The sequence below is a fragment of the Shewanella sp. Scap07 genome, from assembly GCF_013394145.1.
Taxonomy (GTDB): domain Bacteria; phylum Pseudomonadota; class Gammaproteobacteria; order Enterobacterales; family Shewanellaceae; genus Shewanella; species Shewanella waksmanii.
This window is the reverse complement of record NZ_CP041329.1, coordinates 3290985-3311300: the sequence shown is the minus strand read 5'-3', so window position 1 is coordinate 3311300 and position 20316 is coordinate 3290985. Positions and strand designations below refer to the sequence as shown.

The 20316-nt window shown below is 43.9% G+C and carries 19 protein-coding genes and 1 tRNA gene; 5 read left to right on the top strand and 15 right to left on the bottom strand.

The features are described from left to right. The first annotated feature begins 132 nt into the window (after positions 1-132). Both pseB and pseC read left to right on the top strand, forming a co-directional pair. Positions 133-1134: a UDP-N-acetylglucosamine 4,6-dehydratase (inverting) gene (pseB, locus tag FLM48_RS14505; protein WP_179025125.1), complete on the top strand. Its 1002-nt coding sequence runs from the start codon at positions 133-135 to the stop codon at positions 1132-1134. Next, a complete protein-coding gene (pseC, locus tag FLM48_RS14500; RefSeq protein ID WP_179025124.1) occupies positions 1131-2282 on the top strand; it encodes a UDP-4-amino-4,6-dideoxy-N-acetyl-beta-L-altrosamine transaminase in 1152 nt (383 codons plus the stop codon). The genes pseB and pseC overlap by 4 nt, the downstream gene beginning before the upstream one ends. Here pseC and FLM48_RS14495 read toward each other — a convergent pair. The 13 genes from FLM48_RS14495 to FLM48_RS14435 all read right to left on the bottom strand — a co-directional run bounded on the left by FLM48_RS14495 (position 2269) and on the right by FLM48_RS14435 (position 16264). After that, positions 2269-2865, bottom strand: coding sequence for a bifunctional 2-polyprenyl-6-hydroxyphenol methylase/3-demethylubiquinol 3-O-methyltransferase UbiG (locus FLM48_RS14495; RefSeq protein ID WP_179025123.1), 597 nt, complete (start codon positions 2863-2865; stop codon positions 2269-2271). The two genes, pseC and FLM48_RS14495, sit on opposite strands and share 14 nt — an antisense overlap. Then, complete coding sequence (locus FLM48_RS14490) at positions 2862-4001, bottom strand: acetyl-CoA carboxylase biotin carboxylase subunit family protein (protein ID WP_179025122.1); 1140 nt, start codon at positions 3999-4001, stop codon at positions 2862-2864. Before FLM48_RS14490 ends, FLM48_RS14495 begins: the two co-directional genes overlap by 4 nt. A gap of 4 nt (positions 4002-4005) precedes the next feature. After that, complete coding sequence (locus FLM48_RS14485) at positions 4006-5727, bottom strand: cytidylyltransferase domain-containing protein (RefSeq protein WP_256870946.1); 1722 nt, start codon at positions 5725-5727, stop codon at positions 4006-4008. Positions 5728-5731: 4 nt separating this feature from the next. Further along, entirely contained in the window at positions 5732-7660 is a 1929-nt protein-coding gene (locus tag FLM48_RS14480) for a glycoside hydrolase (RefSeq protein WP_179025120.1), read from the bottom strand. Next, complete coding sequence (locus FLM48_RS14475) at positions 7653-8879, bottom strand: ATP-grasp domain-containing protein (RefSeq protein WP_179025119.1); 1227 nt, start codon at positions 8877-8879, stop codon at positions 7653-7655. Before FLM48_RS14475 ends, FLM48_RS14480 begins: the two co-directional genes overlap by 8 nt. A 39-nt stretch (positions 8880-8918) precedes the next feature. Continuing rightward, the gene (locus FLM48_RS14470) at positions 8919-10088 is read right to left on the bottom strand and encodes a bifunctional 2-polyprenyl-6-hydroxyphenol methylase/3-demethylubiquinol 3-O-methyltransferase UbiG (RefSeq protein ID WP_256870945.1); all 1170 of its coding nucleotides are present in this window, start codon (positions 10086-10088) and stop codon (positions 8919-8921) included. Next, the gene (locus FLM48_RS14465) at positions 10085-11188 is read right to left on the bottom strand and encodes an FkbM family methyltransferase (protein ID WP_179025118.1); all 1104 of its coding nucleotides are present in this window, start codon (positions 11186-11188) and stop codon (positions 10085-10087) included. The genes FLM48_RS14470 and FLM48_RS14465 overlap by 4 nt, the downstream gene beginning before the upstream one ends. 18 nt (positions 11189-11206) lie before the next feature. Further along, positions 11207-11959, bottom strand: coding sequence for an SDR family NAD(P)-dependent oxidoreductase (locus tag FLM48_RS14460; protein ID WP_179025117.1), 753 nt, complete (start codon positions 11957-11959; stop codon positions 11207-11209). Next, positions 11949-12926 (bottom strand): transketolase family protein, encoded by a 978-nt coding sequence (locus FLM48_RS14455; RefSeq protein ID WP_179025116.1) that lies wholly within the window; start codon positions 12924-12926, stop codon positions 11949-11951. The genes FLM48_RS14460 and FLM48_RS14455 overlap by 11 nt, the downstream gene beginning before the upstream one ends. After that, the gene (locus FLM48_RS14450; RefSeq protein ID WP_179025115.1) at positions 12919-13767 is read right to left on the bottom strand and encodes a transketolase; all 849 of its coding nucleotides are present in this window, start codon (positions 13765-13767) and stop codon (positions 12919-12921) included. Before FLM48_RS14450 ends, FLM48_RS14455 begins: the two co-directional genes overlap by 8 nt. Beyond that, positions 13764-14627 (bottom strand): N-acetylneuraminate synthase family protein, encoded by an 864-nt coding sequence (locus tag FLM48_RS14445; protein WP_179025114.1) that lies wholly within the window; start codon positions 14625-14627, stop codon positions 13764-13766. The genes FLM48_RS14450 and FLM48_RS14445 overlap by 4 nt, the downstream gene beginning before the upstream one ends. 78 nt (positions 14628-14705) lie before the next feature. Next, entirely contained in the window at positions 14706-14972 is a 267-nt protein-coding gene (locus tag FLM48_RS14440) for a hypothetical protein (RefSeq protein ID WP_179025113.1), read from the bottom strand. Continuing rightward, on the bottom strand, positions 14972-16264 hold the full coding sequence (locus FLM48_RS14435) for a motility associated factor glycosyltransferase family protein (RefSeq protein ID WP_179025112.1): 1293 nt from the start codon (positions 16262-16264) through the stop codon (positions 14972-14974). Before FLM48_RS14435 ends, FLM48_RS14440 begins: the two co-directional genes overlap by 1 nt. 230 nt (positions 16265-16494) lie before the next feature. On the opposite strand from FLM48_RS14435, the gene FLM48_RS14430 reads away from it, so the two are divergent. Continuing rightward, the gene (locus FLM48_RS14430; protein WP_179025111.1) at positions 16495-17493 is read left to right on the top strand and encodes an NAD-dependent epimerase; all 999 of its coding nucleotides are present in this window, start codon (positions 16495-16497) and stop codon (positions 17491-17493) included. A gap of 57 nt (positions 17494-17550) precedes the next feature. Here FLM48_RS14430 and FLM48_RS14425 read toward each other — a convergent pair. Beyond that, positions 17551-17626, bottom strand: a tRNA-Arg gene (locus FLM48_RS14425). 92 nt (positions 17627-17718) lie between these two features. Next, positions 17719-18879 (bottom strand): flagellar assembly protein FlgT, encoded by a 1161-nt coding sequence (locus FLM48_RS14420; protein ID WP_179025110.1) that lies wholly within the window; start codon positions 18877-18879, stop codon positions 17719-17721. Positions 18880-19222: 343 nt separating this feature from the next. On the opposite strand from FLM48_RS14420, the gene FLM48_RS14415 reads away from it, so the two are divergent. Next, on the top strand, positions 19223-19849 hold the full coding sequence (locus FLM48_RS14415; RefSeq protein ID WP_028771677.1) for a FlgO family outer membrane protein: 627 nt from the start codon (positions 19223-19225) through the stop codon (positions 19847-19849). Next, positions 19846-20292, top strand: coding sequence for an LPP20 family lipoprotein (locus FLM48_RS14410; protein ID WP_179025109.1), 447 nt, complete (start codon positions 19846-19848; stop codon positions 20290-20292). The genes FLM48_RS14415 and FLM48_RS14410 overlap by 4 nt, the downstream gene beginning before the upstream one ends. The last annotated feature ends 24 nt before the right edge of the window (positions 20293-20316 follow it).

Genomic DNA, 20316 nt, shown 5'->3' with positions numbered 1-20316 from the left:
GATTCAAGCACGAAAGGTCAGTATGGTGTAAAAATTGCTTTAATGTAGAGAGTGCGGCGTTAAAGAGCAAATTATCAACAGCGCTGATTAAGTTTTATTATGCGTTGTAGCGAGTGGGAATATGGAGAGTACATGTTTGACAATAAATCAATTTTAATAACAGGCGGCACCGGTTCGTTTGGTCAAAAATACACCAAGACTATTCTCGCTAGATATAAGCCCAAGCGCTTAATTATCTTATCCAGGGACGAACTAAAGCAATACGAAATGCAGCAAGTTTTTGATGATCCATGCATGCGTTATTTTATCGGTGACGTGCGTGATGGTGACAGGCTAATGCAGGCGTTTAAAGATGTGGATTACGTCATCCATGCTGCGGCAATCAAGCAAGTGCCTGCTGCAGAATACAACCCAATGGAATGTATTAAGACCAATATTCATGGTGCAGAAAACGTTATCAGAGCGGCGATTGCTAATAATGTTGAAAAGGTTATTGCACTCTCTACCGACAAAGCAGCAAACCCAATTAACTTATATGGCGCCACTAAGCTTGCATCGGATAAGCTTTTTGTAGCGGCCAATAATATAGTCGGTTCAGGCAAAACTCGCTTTGCCGCCGTGCGTTACGGCAACGTAGTCGGCTCTAGAGGCTCTGTTGTGCCTCTGTTCAAGCAAATGATAGCCAATGGCGCCACTTCGCTACCTATTACTCACCCTGATATGACCCGCTTTTGGATCACTTTGCAAGATGGAGTTAATTTTGTATTGAAGAATTTTTCTCGCATGCAAGGCGGGGAAATTTTTGTTCCCAAAATTCCATCGGTAAAAATAACCGATATTGCTCAGGCTTACGCCCCCAATCTGCAACAAGAAATTATCGGTATTCGTCCTGGTGAAAAAATGCATGAGATCATGTGCCCAGCAGATGATTCACATCATACTTTAATATTTGACGACCACTTTGTGATTACACCCAGTATCCGATTTTATGGTGGGGATATTGATTACACCACCAATAAACTCGGTGAAAAAGGGCAGCTGGTCAGTGAAGGGTTTGATTTTAACTCAGGCAGCAACACGCATTTTCTAAGTGTCGAAGAGATACTTGCGTTAGATGAGATCCAAGAGCAGTGATTTTGTACGGTCAGCAAGACATTAACCAACTCGATATCGACTCAGTCGTTGATGTGTTGCAGTCTGACTTTTTGACTCAAGGCGCTAAAGTACCGCAATTTGAACAAGCAATTTGTGATTATACTAAGGCGAAATATGCGGTTGCGGTCAATAGCGCGACTTCAGCATTACATATTGCTTGCTTAGCGTTAGGTGTGAGCAATGGCGATAGCGTATGGACCTCGCCGATAACCTTTGTTGCGTCTGCAAATTGTGCACTTTACTGTGGCGCCAGTGTAGATTTTGTCGATATTGATATTAACACCGGCAACCTATGCCCAGATGCGCTTGCCGTTAAACTTGCAGCAGCAAACCAAACAGGAACCTTGCCCAAAGTTGTCATTGCCGTACATCTTGCCGGTCATAGCTGTGATATGGCTAAGTTAGCCTTATTAGCTGACCAGTATGGTTTTGACATTATCGAGGATGCATCACATGCTATTGGTGGTGATTACGGTTCAGAGAAAATTGGCGCGTGTCAGTACAGTAAAGTTTGCATATTCAGTTTTCACCCGGTAAAAATTATCACTACCGCAGAGGGCGGCGTCGCTACCACTCAAGATAGCGATCTTGCAGAGAAAATGGCGATGTTACGCAGTCATGGCGTGACCAAAGAACCTACGCAACTGCTGCGACCTGATGAAGGTGAATGGTATTACGAACAGCATCATTTGGGTTTTAATTACCGGATGACGGAGTTGCAGGCAGCACTAGGGATAACGCAATTGGGGCGCCTAGATGATTTTGTGGCTACCCGTAACCAAATTGCCCAAGCTTATGATGCTGGCCTAGATGCTAAACATATTTTCACCGTAAAACCAATTACCTCATCCCAAAGTGCATATCACTTGCAGATCGTGCGTTTGCTGAATTTTCAACAACGCAAACAGGTGTTCAACAAAATGAGAGAGAAGGGGATACAAGTGCACGTGCATTATTACCCTGTTCACTTGCAGCCCTTTTATTTGAAATTGGGATTTCAAAGCGGTGACTTTCCGCAAGCTGAAGCATTTTATCAGCAGATCCTTACCTTACCACTTCATCCAAATCTCAATGCTTCAGAGGTTGATTTTATTATTGCAGAACTTAATCAGCTCACGTCGATTTAACTGCTCTTAGCCAATAATAAGATTCAGTTTTGTTGTCGCTGATAAATTGATCGGTAACTTTGCCTATTGAGGTAATTTCAAATCCGCTCGCTACCATTAAGCTTTCTACTTGCTGCTGAGTAAAATAGTTTCTCACAGCGTCCACGGTTTCCCTTTTATCATCGTTGGAACTAAAAGAGATGACTATTGAAGCATTATCAGATAACACTCGATTTATCTCTTTAAGGGTGTTTTCTGGCTTAGTGAGGTAGTGCATCAAGCCCCAGCAGACTACCAAATCAAAGTGATTGCTTTTAAGCATAGGCAGGCCGGCAGCAATGTCTGTACAAATGAGGCGTTCAGTAGCGATACCATACAAGTTATGCACTAGTTTTAGTGCATTAGGGCTTTGGTCTATTGCTGTGATATCGCCAAAGCCTAGCTCATGTAACGCCCGCGTATTTCGACCTTCACCACAGCCTAGATCTAGCACTCTCGCTTGCTTAGTCAAAGACGATTTGGATACGAGTCTGACCACATTTATATCAGGCCAAACTAAGGGGGCTTTGGTGCGAACATCTTGGTAGTGAAGATCCCATTTCATATTGATGTGTCTCTGTTGGTAATTGAGATATTTTCTTGTTGTGTCAGACAGGTTAGATATTGACTTAAGGCTTGCTGACTATCAAATTCGATAATTAAGTATTGGTCATTGTCTACTTTAATTACAGATTCAGGCACTGATATAGAAAGCGCATAGTGATTGATTTTTTCTTTGAATATGATCATTGCAGGCTTGGTTACGCCTTTGCAAGGTTTAGGCAGCTGATTGAGAGATAATGAAATATTGTTTTCAAAAATGTCGTAGCCATCGGTGACATAAGGAAGAAAGACATCATTAACTAGGTCACCACCGATTTCTGCGTGGATTTCATATATTTTGGCTGTCTTTTGTACATCATCATATTTCATTGCTGTTTGAAAGAAGCCATGTTGTACATTGAGCTGCTGGTGAAATTTGGAAAATGTTGCTTGAATGATGCTATCTAGACTACTGTCGGGTGTATACCATCCTATACCGTCAAAGTGAGGCGCACCCGTTGATAGCTCCCCTAAAGTCATCACGTGGTGTACTTCTCCATTGAAGACAAAGTCAATAGAGCCCACGTCAGCTCCGATTAAATACTCTTCAACATTAACACTACCATCCACAGAGACATGACTTGCATCGGCAATGGCGGTCTTTAGCTGTTCATGGTCGTGGCATGTTGACATCGCGGCGTGAGATACCGCTGTAAATGCAGGTTTGACAAAGACTGGTAGGGGGATATTGTCTAGTTGTTCAGTGGTAAATAGCTGAGGAGCAGGAATGCCTAACTGGTTACATTTAACCATTAGGCGCTCTTTATGGATCAGAGTCTGGCTGAGTTCAACATTCATCCCTGGTAGCTTATATGCTTGAGCAACTTTGGCGCAGGTTTGCACTGGAATACCTGTCGATCTTGTGAGCACAGCAACAAGCTCAATATCCAGTTGCTGTAATCTATCGACAAGCGCTTTGTCGTCATGGCTACTGATGTTCAAGAAGATATCTGATGCGTACTTACCCTCAGCGTCAGGGTTGTTATCACAAGAAATAACCTTATAACCATAAGCCTTTATGGCATTGATAAGTGGTAGCTGATTTTTACCAGCGCCGATGCTCATAATATAGCTGTTGTGTATGGATGATGTTTTCACTGGTTCACCTACTGACTGAATTATTGACGAGTTTTAGGTGGTGTGCGACATGTTGGCATAAACGTTCGAGTCCAACCTTTGGCTTGAGCAGTTGAACCGCATTTTTACGCATAGCGTCGAATTGCTCAGGGTGTTGAGTCACCGCTGCCATTTGCTGCTCTAGATTATCGAAGTTTGTTGTAATACAGCAATGCTGCTCAGCAAGTTTTGCTAGTTCTTCATCACTGCAAATGTGTTGTACCGGCAAGAGTAATACTGAGTTACCACTGCAGAGGCTTTCGAATAGCGACAAACCATAACAACTAAATATGAATTTTGACTGCGCGATCAGTTCCGGCAGATTTTTGGGGTTTTTATGTATATGCCAACGCGAGTTGCGGTCAATTTTTGGATCAGGTGCTAAGGGGCCCTGCACCCAATGTAGTGCCGTGTCTGTGTTAACGACGGATTCAATCAAGGCGGGCAGATACTCACCATAACCTAAAGCATCGCTTCCGCCAGTAATGACGAGCAATTGATTTTGTGGTGTGACAGTTGCGGGACTCGAAAGCAAAAAATGATCCCAACCAAAGCTTATTTTAGGGTGCGATGATCGGCAATAAAAAGAGGGTATAAACAATTCATCAACATCATCAATAATATCAACGAGTTTATCTATAGCTAAAATGCGAAGGTCAGTGGCTTGCCTACGTGCCTTAAGGGTTAGCTGCAGCTGGTTAATATTGATAAATCCTGGATGAAAATCCAAAATCCATAATGGATTATCATCACAATCCATCTGTTTCAACATTGCGTTTAAGTCTGGATACCAACTTGTATTGCTATTGATTTGAAACCCCGGCATTGGCGAACCGACAATATGCAGCTCGACGCCTAAGCCCAAGTTTTCTTTGAGGGATTCAGCAATTGATTGGCAGCGCTTAAAATGGCCAATACCTATTTCGGCACTGAGGTGGGTGTATATACTGACTTTCTTGTAAGTTATATCTGGCTTTTTCTGTACAACATGTTGATTAATGCTGCTCAATTCTGGGTTCGCAAGTAGCTGGTTTTGTACCCATTTTAAATCGACGATACTGCTTTGGTCATTTTCAGCGTACCAAGCCGTATACACCTGCTGCATAAACTCATAATCAGCTTGGGTATCGACTGATATTCGATGTTTGACACTGGAAAAGTCGTCGCAATCATCGATTGCAAGTCGCTGCAGTACTGGATTGATTTTATCACCGTAGCCAACATGTTCTCGTGACATTGAGCATTGGCTTACCGCCATCAATTTTTGCCAACCTTGTCGGCTGTAAAATCCCATACCTTCATGAATGGTATCGACAGACTCTTTCATTATTAGGCTGTCGGAGTCTGGGGAAGCGGCAAGCAACGACAACGCGTGATCGATAAATCTGGGCTCGACCAATGGACAGTCACCGCAGATATAAGTGATAAAGTCGGGATTGTGCTCAGCAATCACGCGATCAATTCTGCCCATTAAATCATTAACATCGCCATTAAACCTTACCACAGGGACAAGCGATGCGACTGATTCAGCCAAAGGCAAATTGAAGTCATCTGCGGTGGTCGCTAAAACAATCCCATCCAGTGTCTGGCATCTTTGCAAGCGGCTAATCAGTCGATGGATCAGTGGTTCACCAGCAAGAGAGAGTAGGTGTTTTTTCGGCAATCTACTCGAGTTTAGTCTAGCGCCTATTATTGCTATCGATTTCACGTATTCAATCCTCGGCGATATTACTGGTTGGGGAAAGCGTGTAGCTAAAGCTTGGTAAGTAGCCACCAGGCTTTAAGGTTTCATCAGCTTCTATTAGTGAGAACCATAACCGATTTAAGTATTTACCATTAATTTTCTTACTGGAAACCATTGGCAGCGCGGCACACAAACTGGGCTGCCAACAGATGCGGACACCGTTATTGCTGTTACCAAACAACACTTCACCGGTTGTTGCACCAAGCGCACTATTGGATGACACAATCGAGGACACGGGTTTGCCGTGATCGATGTCTTCGGCGGCGATAAAGTGTTCTCTATCCGCGCCCCCATTGTGGGCGGCAAACCAGCATGGTTCTTCGCTATTAAGCAAGGTAATGTAACCCAGGCGTAGCGATGCTTCTGGGCGACTGTTTTGCTCGAAAGCAAACCCACATTGGACTGTTTGGCCCTCGAGTCGGTACCATTTGTTCAAGCGACCATTGGCGGTACCGAGTGATACTCTGATTATCAAAGCGTCGTTATCTGCTTCAAATTGCCATGAGGTTTTTGCTAGATCTGTGACTCTATCGCGCTGCCTAAATCGCTCCAGCACGAGATGATTGGAATAAAAATCTGCGCCGAAACTGATATGGTCGAAGTGTCCATGGGTTAGGGTACCACTGACAGGTATGAAACTATGGTCACTAAAAGCTAAAGACTCAATGGTCATACCGCGATTAGCATTAAAAGTAATATGCAGGTTCGCCGATCTAATCGAGAGTTTGTTTCGCTGTTCATCATGGGATATTTGGTAAAGCTGATGTGAATTCACCGCCGTATATTGCGGTAAGGTATAACTGTTTGCTGCCGGAATACTCGCGATAAGCTGTTCATAGCGCTTGGCGGTAAGGTGAGTTCTGTAGTCGCTGGCCCATAATCGACATAGCGCTCGCCACTGAGCATCACTGCATTGTTGTTGGTCAATAAGCTCATCATATTTTGCGAAGCAGTGGGAGTTTAATCGTAAGTCATCTCTGCCGCTTAAAGCCCAACGTGTCACATTGTATTTTGCTTGTTTTTTTACTGATATGGGGTGGGCTGGCACCGCGATATGCAATTGATTGTTTTTATCACAATCTTCTAAAGTATCGACAGGAAGCACCCAGCGGTATTTTGGGTTTGCTAATAATGAGCAACATAGTGTTTCGATACGTTGCCATTCTTGGTGTGAATGCCGCTCTTCTGTTTTATAGCGGCCTGGACGGTAGTCAAATATCTCCGCATCACTGCCGTATATTGGGAAAGTTTGGCAGTTGGTCGTTATCGCTTGTGCTAAGTAAGCAAGGTAGTCTTCTTCAATCATTTCGCCATGGGCAAAGCGTTGAAACTTTTGAAACGCGATAGCTTGATTCCAAACTACTTTGATTTTCCTGCCTTGTGCGCTGATTGCATGTTGGGGGCGATTTTGCAGTTCTGATGGCCAGTTCGGATTATGAGAATAGGGGTTATCCCACTCCAACACTACCGCATCGAAGCCCGTATCAATGTAAGCATCTAACAAACCCGCCGAGACTGCCTGTTCATTGATATAGGCGAGTTTGGGTGTAACACCTAGTAGTTGCTGATAATATTGTTGACCAAGCCTCAGGTTTTGCTGGTTAACCTCAAAAGGGATCAGCGGCCCAATAATCTGACTATCGCCGCTAGCAATTAATTCACAAATCTGCTCAGCCAATAACTTGCGAAACTTATTGACCCACAACGGATCGATACCATTAATGCGCTCAAGAGTGTACGCCGTCAGCTCAATGCCTATTGGCAGTTGGTACTTTTCTATAAGATTAAGTAACGGCCAATAGCATTGATTAATCACTTCACAGTGTGTGCTTTCATCGAGTGATGAAAAAGCTAAGTTTAAATGGAAGACTGCATAAATTTTACATGGCTTATCCATGGCGATATTCAACCTCTATTTTGGCGAGAGAGGCGTTAGCTCGATGTATCGCTTCATCTTTAGTTGCGCCAGTACTAATCACAAACCCTGACCGCAATGTATGGTTTGCCAGTGCTTGTATTGTGTCGCCAGGTTGAATAAACACTGACAATAGCTCCACGCCATCACTTTGTGCGGCTTCTTCTATGTGATGTACTTGGTTTACAACGCCAGGGTTGAGATCTAAATACCTAATGGCAACTGCACGTTGATGCTTAGGGGTGACATCCTCAGTCTTAAGTCGTTGACCAAGGGCAAGTTTAATTGCTTGCTCGATAAAATTAACTCCGGTCGCCAATGGGATTTGAGTGGTTGAAAAATAGCCGCCAGAAAGGCGCCCTGCAATTTCAATCACTTTGGCTCCCGATGGCGTTAACACCATATCGCCTTTAGCCACACCACTGCTTATCCCTAAGGCTTTTGCTGCCGCTTCAACGGTGGTGGTGATTTGACCTTGTTCATTATCAGAAAGGTGACTCGGGGAATCGCCACCATTTTCTATCATGTAAGGCTTGGTTCTTGGTAACCATTCATAGTTGCGGTCAGAAAAACCTAATGTGTAGCAGGTGCCGTCATCAATTAGGGTCTCTGTGCTGACTTGTGGCCCGGTTAAGTACTCTTCAACCATCACCCGCTGTGTTGGTGACTCTTTTTGAGCTTGATAAAATGCCGAGGCGAGTTGCGTTTCGGACTCAATAAGCTGCACCCCGCGCGCACCACGACTATCTACTGGCTTGATGATAAAAGGGTAACCCCATTTAGCAGCCAGTTCATTCAGGGCCAGCAAAGAGTCAATAGCAGCAAATGCTGGGATGGGGATATCCATTTGTAGCAGGCGTTGTTTCATCAATAACTTATCTGCCACTAAGTGGGCTGACTCGATGCTTAGTCCCGGTAACTTAAGTTTGTCAGCGACACAGGCGACACTAAGCGGTACATCAGAGCACATGGCAATAACGCCATCGATGGTTTTGCCTTTAAGTACGAGTTCAGCGGCTTTTTCTGCGATTTGTGGGCCATCGTATGTACTGATGACGATTGGAGTATCGGCATATTTAAAGCCTGGAGCGGTAGGGTTTCCATCCACTACAATCAGCTCAAGGTTCATCTCCTTGGCAATTTTTATTCCTTCACAGGCTTCTATGCCTGCACCAATTATTAGGAGAGTCTTTTTGCTCATCTATAATCACTTAGTCGTTGTTAACTATTTATCGAAAAATTAGTTTGTTTGATTGTGGAGCCTGAGGGTTTGGACTCCTATGTCTCTTAGCCAGGATAACGCGTTATAAATTTCCCGCTGCGATGCATAAGAGGAAATGATCACCGTATCACCGGCTTGCCAATCGATATCTTTAGGTGCTCGACATGTCCAATCTCCTTGAATCACTCCCCATTTTAATGGTGAGGTATCGGTAAGCCCTGTGATAGAACATGTATCCAGTAGGTTAGTATTTGCTACCAACTGACAAGTATGGATACCTGCGCCCCATAGGTAGACATTACCGGATATTTTAGCTGAGATATTGTCGACGCACTGCTGCCAATAGGCGACCTCTTTCTGACGGTATTCTTGTACTAATTGTTTGTTAGTACGGTACTGATTTTGAAATTCTGGATAGTGCTGCTGTGGTTTTGTACTGGCTAGCACACCTATGACAGGCGCTAAGTTACTATTAAAATGTTCCACGGCAGAAACAGGCCAGTAGCCGATGTCGGTAAGTGATTTGATTAAGTTTTCACGGGTATAGTGATTGATATGTTCAAACGCGAAGAACCCAGGACATAGGCTTGATACGTTAGCCATGTATGGCACTTCGACATAGATGAAACCCTGCGGTAAGTCTTGTTGGATTTCATAGCATTTTTTCAGTACTGCCTGAGGCGTATACAAGTGCTCAAGTACATGAGTCATTAATATAAGTTCATAAGAATCAGTGGTTTCAAAGTCTTCAGCACTCGTATTTATACTATTAATGTCATACAGGCGTTTGGCGATTTCGACCGATGCTTTACCAGGCTCAATGCCCAAGACTTGCTCGACGCCTGCTGCTTCAAACCGAGACAAAGTATAGCCATCAGAACTGCCAATTTGCAGTGCACTCGTGGGAAGCTTGCCGATACCTCTTGTGATGAACTGAATCTGCTCATCGACATCGCGGGTTTTTGACGGTGTAGGTAGTTCTTTTCTGCCAGGGTTAGTATAAACCGCTATCGAATTATAGAAGGTCATCATCTCTTCAAAGCGCACCGTTGGACTTTGACAAACAGAGCCGCAATCTGGGCAGATCGAAAAACCGATTTCCGTAGGAGCTAATCCCGGCAAAGACCAGTTGCTGGTGTATATATTCTCAACTTCCGAGCCACAGAGAAAACAATTCCTAATCATCATCGACCTTCCACACTGGCATAAATGACAGATTCAATCAGCTGCTGTGAGTGATGAGTAAAGTAAAATTGGTAATTAGGGTTAATCTCGCTCACGGCGGCAAGAATTTCCCAAATATGATTAGGTTCGTGATATGCGCTAAATGCTAACTTAGGGCTATGTTCTTTGAGTATATTTTTTGCACCTTCAATAACTTGAAGTTCAGCTCCTTCAACATCCAATTTGATGAATGTTGGCGTAATATTCATTTTTTTACTGTAGCTATCTAAGTCAATGGCATTGACCTTGATTGACTGTTCTGCTTCGGTGACGTCATCACTGACTCTCGACTGCATAGAATGTACCGCATCATTCGAGCATAGGAACTCAAGGGTTTGTTCTTGACTCCAGAGTGCTAACTGATTGGTGAACGCCGCGGTAATCTTATGCTCTTCGATGGCTTGATTGAGCTTGCTAAAGTTGCTCTCATCCGGTTCAAAGCTATGAACTTGAATCTGGTCACCAAACGTGTGCTTGAGAGATAATAAGGTGTCTCCCTGCCAGGCTCCGCCATCGATATAAACTTCACTTTCAGCAGGCAGGGCCTGTGGGCACAAATAGTGGTCGTGCTGCGGCACGCTAAGCTCAAGCGGATCGAACGTTTGTCGATATCTAATACAGCCTAGGTAGGCAATTAAATCGTCACCCGAAAGATGTTGTTTGCCATAATTTAATGCAGCTTGGACATCAAAATGTTTATGGTCGAAATGATTCTTCCAGCGGGGATAGTCAACGCAAAAACTAAAATCAAAGTATTGTAGGTTTTGTGCCTTTAGCTGCTTAGCAATATCTCTCGCCCAATAACTAGCGATTAATACCGTATGCTTATCCTGATAAATTTTGTCTGCAGAATAGACCGGTTTGCCCGAAAATTGAGTGCCATTTTTTGCTGGATCGTTGTCAACATAGTAAAGCACATTGACGTCAAACTGCCGCAGGACTTCGGTCACATAAAGCGCTGCTTGACTGGCGCCAAACACAACCACTTCATCAAATGAGTTCAACAACTCATCAGCATTTGGCCAGCTGTCAGTTTGTACTATTTTTTCGAGCAAAAGATTCATAGTGCTTCCTTGTATCATTTAGCCGAAATACATGCCGCCGTTTACATTTAGTGTTTGTCCCGTTAGATAAGCAGACTTATCGGAGCACAAAAATTCGATAGTCTCGGCGACTTCATTGACTGTGGCTAAGCGCTGCGCCGGAATATTTTTTACCTTCTCTTTGCCAGCATCAGTTTGTAGCTCATTAGCTGACATTTCTGTACCCACCAAGCCGATAGCAACGGCTGTGGTCACTACACCGTCTTTAGAATATATTTTTGCCAACGATTGGGTCAGGTTGATTAGTGCCGCTTTAGACGCTGCATAATGCACTTGGTTAAAGCCACCCCATTGACCACCAATAGAAGTGATATTGATTATTCTTCCCCAGTGGTTTTCTCGCATAGGGGCCAAAACTTCTTGGGCGGCAATAAAAGGGCCTTGTAAGTTAATCGCCATCATCTGTTGCCAATCATCATCGGTAATGGTGTCAAATGGTTTTTCTTGGGCGATAGCCCCATTGTTGATGAGAATAGAAACAGGTTTATCGAAATGGCGAGTGAGTTTATCGATTGCGCCACGTATTTGCTTACGATCTTGATAGTCGAGCTTGACGGTGATTGACTTGCCACCGGCATTTTCAATCTCTGCTTGTACTGTTTTAGCTTTATGTTCATTACTGCAATAGCCAATACCCACTTCGTAGCCAAGTGCTGCCAAATGTTTTGCTGTTGCCGAGCCGACGCCACCGGAGGCACCGGTTATCAAAACGAGCTTATTATTATTTATCATTGTGGCTCAGTAACTCCTCATAAACTGATTTAGCGGACTTGAATATCCCATCGGCATCAATGCCATACTTTGCGGCTAATTCATCAGGCTCACCAGAGCAACCTATGACATCGTTAACCCCTAATCGAGTCAGTGGTGCATTTGGACGCTGACTTAATACCTCTGCAACAGCACTGCCTAAACCGCCATAAATGTTATGGTCTTCGCAGCTAATAATGGCTTTTGTCTCTAATGAGGCTTGCCATATTAGTTCTTTATCAATTGGCTTAATGCTGGGCATGTGTATAACGCGTGTCGATATACCAATATCTTCAAGTGCTTTGGCCGCAGAAAGAGCACGATGAGTCGTTACGCCGCAAGAAATCAGCGTGATGTCATCGCCTGAATTAAGGACTTTTCCTTTACCAATCACAAACTCAGGTTCTGATACATATACGCTTGGGCAAGGGCTTCTACCTGTGCGCATATATGCGGGGCCATCATAATTTGCTAATGCCTTGGTAGCGGCTTCAACTTCTAATGCATCACAAGGAGACAGTACCACCATGCCGGGTAAAGAACGCATACAGGCAATATCTTCTAGACACTGCGCAGATGCACCGTCAGGTCCAACGTCTAAGCCTGGGTGGCTTGCTATGAGCTTTACATTTTTGTTCGAATAGGCGACAGATAGTCTAATTTGTTCAAGTCCGCGTAGCATGAATACGGCAAAGGTAGTGACAAAGGGTTTAAAGCCGCTATGGGCCATTCCTGCCGCGACACTCACCATGTTTTGCTCGGCGATACCGCATTGAACAAACCTATCTGGATGGCTACTTCTAAAGTTATGTGCGCCGGTGCCGCCAGCAACATCGGCATCAAGTACGATAATTTGTGGATCGTTATCGGCAACTTTTGCTATGGCAATGCCGAATGCTTCGCGTAATGAGTCTGATTGTTGTCCGACAAGTGTAGGAGTATTAGACATTTTCATATTCCTTAATCTCTTGTGCAGAACAACCAAGTGCGAGCATGGCATCTTTGTACTGTTTATCAGTTAAGGTAACACTGCCGTGCCACAACGGAATGTCTTCCATAAAATCAACGCCTTTTCCTTTGATTGTATGGGCAATAATGACCATAGGGGATTGAGTTTCATTGTGTTTACTTGCGTGCAAATGCTGCTGTAGGGCATCAATGTCATGGCCATCAACCTCAACGACTTGCCAGCCAAATGCTCGCCACTTATCAGCTAATGGCTCTAAAGCGCAGATGTCATCGTTGCGCGCATCACTTTGCAATTTGTTGTAATCAACAATTGCAGTTAAGTTATTCAATTTATGATGAGCGGCAAACATCGCAGCTTCCCATACTTGGCCTTCTTGCATTTCACCGTCACCAAGTAGTGCGAATACATGTTGCGCGCTGTTTAGTAATTTCTGAGACTTTGCTATACCTGTAGCGACTGAAATACCTTGTCCAAGTGAGCCTGTGCTGACCTCAACCCAAGGCAAGTGGGTCACATCCGGGTGGCCTTGAAAACTAGAATCTATTTTTCTTAGACCCTTAAGTTGCGCACGTTCACATAAACCTTTGCTTGCAGCAACAGCGTACAATGCTGGCGCAGCGTGGCCTTTAGATAAAATGAAAAAGTCATCACTGTAACTGCCAAGTCGTTTCTCTACCGGAGCGAGTACGTCATGAAACAGTACGGTAAGTATATCGACGCATGAAAGTACACCGCCGGGGTGACCTGATTTGGCGTGGTAGATTGACCAAATGGCATCTTTGCGGATTTGACTCGCTAAAGTGTCGAGTTGGTGACTCATGATTTAAATCCTTCTCTTATATTTTTTAGTGGCCTAAGGCCATCAATAGGATCGGCGCGCCAATCTCTATCTGGAGCTTCACTTGGCACAAATTGTTTGTGAGATTCACCGTCAATAATACGACTTAATTTGCTATCGGCAATTATCGGGGCTATTTGTGCTGGCAACCAACAGTGTCCCGCCGCATACTCAGCGCCGGTTTCGTCTAAATCGATATGAAACTCTATGCAATCTGCTTGCCATCTATGAACTGCTCTGTGCAGTACGGCTGGCGATACGCTGTGATCGGACCAACCGACCTTAACGCCATAACGTTGGCGGAAAGTCTCAAGTACCGCTAAATTACAATCTTTAGCCGGTGTGGGATAAGCTGATACGCAATGTAACAGGGTAATGTCTTGGCATCCCGCACGCTTTAACACATCAATGGCATGGTCAATTTCTTCGATTGTGGCCATTCCACTGGAAATCACAACAGGTTTTGATGTCTTTGCACAAGAGATGAGAAGGTCATCCCAAAGTAGCTCGTAAGAGGCAATTTTGAAGAAGCTGACGAATGGCGCTAGCTCTTTTACTGCGTCGAGATAAAAAGGTGTGCAGGCAAACTGAATATTATTCTTATCGCAAGCGGCTTTCAGTTCTGGTAAGAAATCGGTTGGTAGTTCCCAATCTTTGCGCCTTCTGTGCTCTTCGCTTTTTTCTAGAATTTGCGGTGCAAATAGCTGGTCTATTTTAAACAGCTGAAACTTGACAGCTTGGCAACCAATCTTTGCTGCAGTTTCAATAAATTGGATGCACCTTTGCAGATCGCGGTGGTGATTGCTTGAAACTTCAGCAATAAATAGCGGTATTGAATTCATAATGACCTTTGGAGACCTTAGTTTACTTTAACTATCGCCCTGAGTAGGAAAAACTGAACTAAAACTTTTCACGCCTAGCTAGTGTTGTGAGTTTGAGCTAATAAAGGCAGTAAGCTCAAATTCCAATATGTCGGCGAGGCCGAGCCAATCATGATTTTCTTGGGCGGTTATCATTTCTGGCATGATTTGCATTATCTGATCGAAACTGGGATGACCGTTGAGTTGTTCAATAAGGGTTAGGCATTGCTTTAGCTTTCTCGCGCCGTAAGCTTCTTGAGCTAAACGGTAGTGATGCGCGGCTTCAACTAGCAGGGTGGTGAGTTGAGACATTTGGTTGTTGTTCACTATAAGCACTCTCTATATTGACAGCCATTGATGTTAGCGCCGTCTTTACTTGCTTGGTAAAACGTGACGCTGGGTGTAGCGCGAATGTAATGCTCAAGGCCTAATAAGTACGCTCTAAAATTAAGATTGGTGGTAACCTTTTGATTATGACCATTCAATACCCAGTGCTTATGACTTTTGGGGTGAGACCCTAGCTGGCCTTGGTTCCAATAGGTGTGAGTCTTATTATTTGGGAAGCTAAAATCGCAGCCAAATAAAGTCAGTTCGTTAACTTGCATTTTCACCGCTAAATCAATGGCTGGATGGATCACGCTACCATTGGCAAATAGCCGGATTTTTGGCCATTGTTGGCTTATTTCATCATAGGCCACATGCGTAGCATAGGCGGCGTACTTCTCCCCAGGCCAACTCTCAATGATTTCGTTACCAATAGTGGGGAAATAAACTAACTTAACATCATCAGGAAGAGGCTGGGGTAAATGCTGCTTGAGGATATTCTTATCAATACTGACAACAATATCCGGCTTTATTCCGTTGAGTAAAAGCGGTAGCAGTGCGGTATCTACGCAGATAATAAGTTGCTTTGTTAAATGGCGCTGCTCACTTTGCTCTTTTAGGTAGCGAAAGTGTGTTTCGAGTGTTGGGCCTGAACCAATCACTAATGCGCTGTCATATTGTTGCTTTCCAATCAAAACAGCCGCACTTTCATCCCTTGCCAGTACCGATTTATTGGATGCTATACGAGCGGCGAAATCAGGATCGTTCTTATGATTATTACTGGCAAAGTGACGATTTATCTCGTAACTGAGGTAATTTCGCAGTGACGCGTGTTGCTCATCGGCTAAGACAAGATCGGGGGCTAGCGCAATGTGAGGGCTGGCAAGTTTATGTTGGTCTGGACCATGCTCTGTCAATGTGACTTTAGGATGCGACAACCACTCACTTTGATCTGTGTACGACAGCAGTAGCGACAGCAAGGCTAAATTCAATGGATAAATAGTAATGGAGCGAATTTGGTCAATATCGATTAATAGACTCGGGACATCCCCCATTCCGATACCGTAAAGATATAGCTCAGTAGCATCAGCGGGGTATTGGTTTATCAACAGTTCTGCTTCATGAAATCTGTCATGGCGGCTGCTCAGTTGAATATTGTCGACACTGATGGTTTGAGTGTTACCCTCAACAAGGTTTGGGCTGAGATGAGCAACGGAAGTGTTTCTGAGTTTTGCGGCTAGTTGTGGCCACCGCTTATCGATGATGGACAGGTTTAAATCAAAAAGCTCAGTCATCTAGTATCCCTGTAAACTGCGGCACAGCGCCAGCATGGTAGCAGTTAATATACAAGAGTAATAAATAAGTTGAAAGCCAAAATCTGAGCGCTCAAGACTGTACTTTTTTAATTTAAATTTTAAATAGTTATACGGTTGATGCTGATTTGAGCAATGTCAGGTTTAAGATTGATAGATGGAGTTGCTTCTTGTAGCCTACTGACATTAGTTTGGGGTAAATAAAGGTTTGTATGAAATATTTAGTGACTGGAGCGGCGGGTTTTATAGGTAATGCTGTTTGCTTGCGTCTTTGCGAACAGGGTGCTGATGTCATAGGAATTGATAATCTTAATAGCTATTACGACGTATCTTTAAAACTTGACCGATTAAAAAGAGTCGAAAACTATCCCAGTTTTCAATTCCTTAAAGTTGATATTTTTAATCGACAAGAAGTTGCTGAGTTGTTTGAAACCGAGAAATTTGACTACGTTATACACCTTGGTGCGCAAGCTGGCGTGAGGTATTCAATTGATAATCCTCACACTTATGCCGACACAAACCTCATTGGTCATATTAATATATTAGAAGGTTGTCGAAACAATCAAATCAAGCATTTGATCTATGCTTCAAGCAGCTCCGTGTATGGACTCAATGACAAGCAGCCTTTTTTAGAAAGCGACCCCGTGGATCATCCTATTTCCCTGTATGCGGCTTCAAAAAGGGCGAATGAGTTAATCTCACATACTTACTCTCATTTATATAGTCTACCCACTACAGGCTTAAGATTTTTTACTGTCTATGGTCCTTGGGGAAGGCCTGATATGGCACCGTTTAAATTTGCCAAAGCGATTTCAACTGGTAAAACTATTGATGTCTATAACTTCGGTGAGATGTCGAGGGACTTTACTTATATTGATGATATTGTTGAAGGTATTATGAAAGTGCTGGTGTTAGCACCTACTGGCGAAAAAAGTGAAACTGGTCAGCCTAACGTTAGTTCCGCTCCCTATGCGATTTATAATATTGGCAATGGTTCGCCGGTAAAGCTAATGGACTTTATTGCCTGTCTAGAAAAAGAGTTTGGTATTGAAGCGGCGAAGAACTTTATGGAGCAGCAGCCAGGAGATGTGACCGCAACTTGGGCATCAACCGAAGCACTTACAAAAGCGACTGGATACCGACCAAAGACGTCAATAGCGGAAGGCGTTAAACAGTTTGTATCTTGGTACAAGCAATACTACGACCTGTAAATATGGCAGCAGCAAAACCGGATAGAGGTGGTAGCCTGCGAACTAAGCGATTAAAACTGGTCTCCCCACAGGGACTCGAACCCCGATCGATCGCTTAGGAGGCGACTGCTCTATCCTGTTGAGCTATAGGGAGACGCCAGTGATTATACTGGTTTTACTCTAGATGAAAAGAGCTGGTTAAAGCGCTTTAAATAGAGTTGCTTAATTCCTATACGACCTGTTGTGCTATTGCTTGATTGCCAGGTCGTTAATTTGAATATTCAAAGAAGCATTTTGCCCTTGAAGTAATGCAGTAGCACTTTCTTCAGTAACTTGGTCAATGCTAATCGATGCGCGGCTTTGGCCAGCTATCGCACGCATTTTATCAAGTCTGTCAGGCATGTTTTGTTGTAATACCAACTGAAACTCATCGCCAACTTTGATGCCATGGCGGCGGCCCAAATTGATGATAATACGATCATGCTGTTTGGCGACTATTTGACCGAGAAGTGGGCGGCAATTTAGAATTTTATCGATATCTTCACTAGCTTGGACTAAGATGTTTTCAATATTTTTGCCATAACTTGATGACCAAAAAATATTACTATTAGACGGCACTGTAAGCTGTTTTTTAAACTCCCACGGCGCCGGCGAATTGTATAACTCACTCCAGATCATCTCACCACTGATACCATGGTATAGCGACAGCTTGAGTTGGAACTGGCGCTGAGGGTCATCACTTATCATGCCAAACAAACTTGTTTCCGGTGGGGCGGTAGAGATGTCGATGATCTCTGGCAACAATAAGTATTGGCTGTCGGTAATTTCGCTTAACCAAGTGGGCAAGCGATAGCCTCTTATGTCGATTAAAGCCTGTTCGATATCTAGGCGTTCACTGGCATGAACATGGGGGAAACTGGCTTTACCATGACGCTCAATAACTTGGCCGAGTCTTTCTGATAGGTGACGCTCAAAGTGGCCGATATTGCCGTAACGTAGCTGCTCACGATGGTGCAGTTGCGCTTGCGGGACCAATATAGACGCTTTCAGTGACTCGTTAGTGCACTGGCTGCTTGCTCCATTGTTGACGTCTGCGCGTATGTTAACCATTAAGCGGTCACCAACAACACGCTCGCTAACGAGTTCCACTTGAGTAATATTAATCGATTGATCCATCGAGAATTGATCTTTTACTAGCCGACCGTTTTCAATTCGTTGACTGCTAGAAAAGCTACCGCCAGATCGTAAGCTCACATAGCTGAGGGCTTGATGAATGGCCTCTTCTCGTGCTTGAGTCACATTGTTGTTGATGATCTTTGCTTCGCCTTGTGCATCAACCCATGCAGCGAATGTGGGCATTAAACTGCCACTTAGTATCAACAACACGCCCCATATTAATCGATTCATTTGGTTGTCCAGTTAGCCATAATCTGTATTAACGTTAAATCTTGCCAGTGCCACTTTTATGGCGAATTTGGCAATGTTTATTGTTTGCATAAAATAATTAGCAATTATCGTGCCTGCTTTCGAGCTTATCGCTTTTAAAATTTATACTTAGATAATGTCTTGAGGTTAAAGTTCTTCGTTTCTAAGCCGATAATACAAAAGCAAGTGAGTCATTCTGAATCAATTGGCGTAAATTTTGCTCACTTTCCTACTAACTGTCAGTTTTTGGGCTAAATATCCGATAAAAAACGGACGCAACTGTTTAGCATTTATATTTGTTTAATCGAATTTTCAAGGTATTAACATGCGATTAGCAGCGGTATTATCAGTTTTTCTTGTGCTGGGTGGGTGTGCCAGTACAAGTGATGACATGCAGGGGCAACTCGCTGACGGCAACCATTTGCCGTCAACCTCGGCGGTCAATCATTTAGCGTTGCAGATTAGCAATGAGCTGGTTAAGCAAAATGATGCACTATTGCCAACGCAACCTTTACTAGTGGCAACACCAGTGATGTTAGAGAGCTTACAAGGTTCCAATGAGCTAGGTCTGCAGTTACAACAAGGCCTAATTGCGGCAATGCATTCACACCAGTTTAATTTGGTAGATATTAATGTGGCACAGAACATTCGGGTGACCCCTGAAGGGGATTTTTTGCTGACCCGCGATTGGCAGCAATTACCAACTGACTTGCCGGTTGAGCATGTATTGGTGTCGACAATGACGAAAACTACCCAAGGAGTGATCGTCAACAGCCGCATTGTGAATGTAACCAATAATCGTGTGGTGTCAGCCTCGCAAGCCAGTTATGAGCTTGAAGCATTAACGAGCGTTGCTAAACCCTCAGAGAAAGTCTATTCAGAAGGCGGCATGTTGTATCGTCATAGCGAAATGGGTCAAGGCAAAGTCAGCCTGATAGGAGAGCAGCAATGAGAATACTGTTATTGTTGGGCGCCTTGTTGATAGGTGGGTGTGCTCAAAATGATCGCTACATTCAGTGGGAAACCGAAGCGCCGACCAGCTTTCCTAAGATTACTGCCATAGGCTATGCTCCTTTGGCTACTCAGCCTGCGACAGAGCAGTCCCAGAAAGTACTGATGGCGATGCAAGCGTCCAAGATAGCGGCATATAGAGAATTGGCTGAGCAAGTGTATGGTCAGCAACTATCTGCTTCTAGTCAAGTTAACGATTGGATGCTAACGAGCGATGATATCCAGGCCTCTGTTTCTGGGGTGATTCGCGGTGCACGAGTGGTGAAAAGCTACCCGGCAGGTGAACACTACGTTACTGAGCTTGAATTAGATTTTGAGCAAGTTTGGGCCTTGTATCAGCAGCATAACCGCCCTCAAAAAGTGAAAGAAGTGACTTACTTTTAGTTTTATTGAAAGACCTAGGTTCAT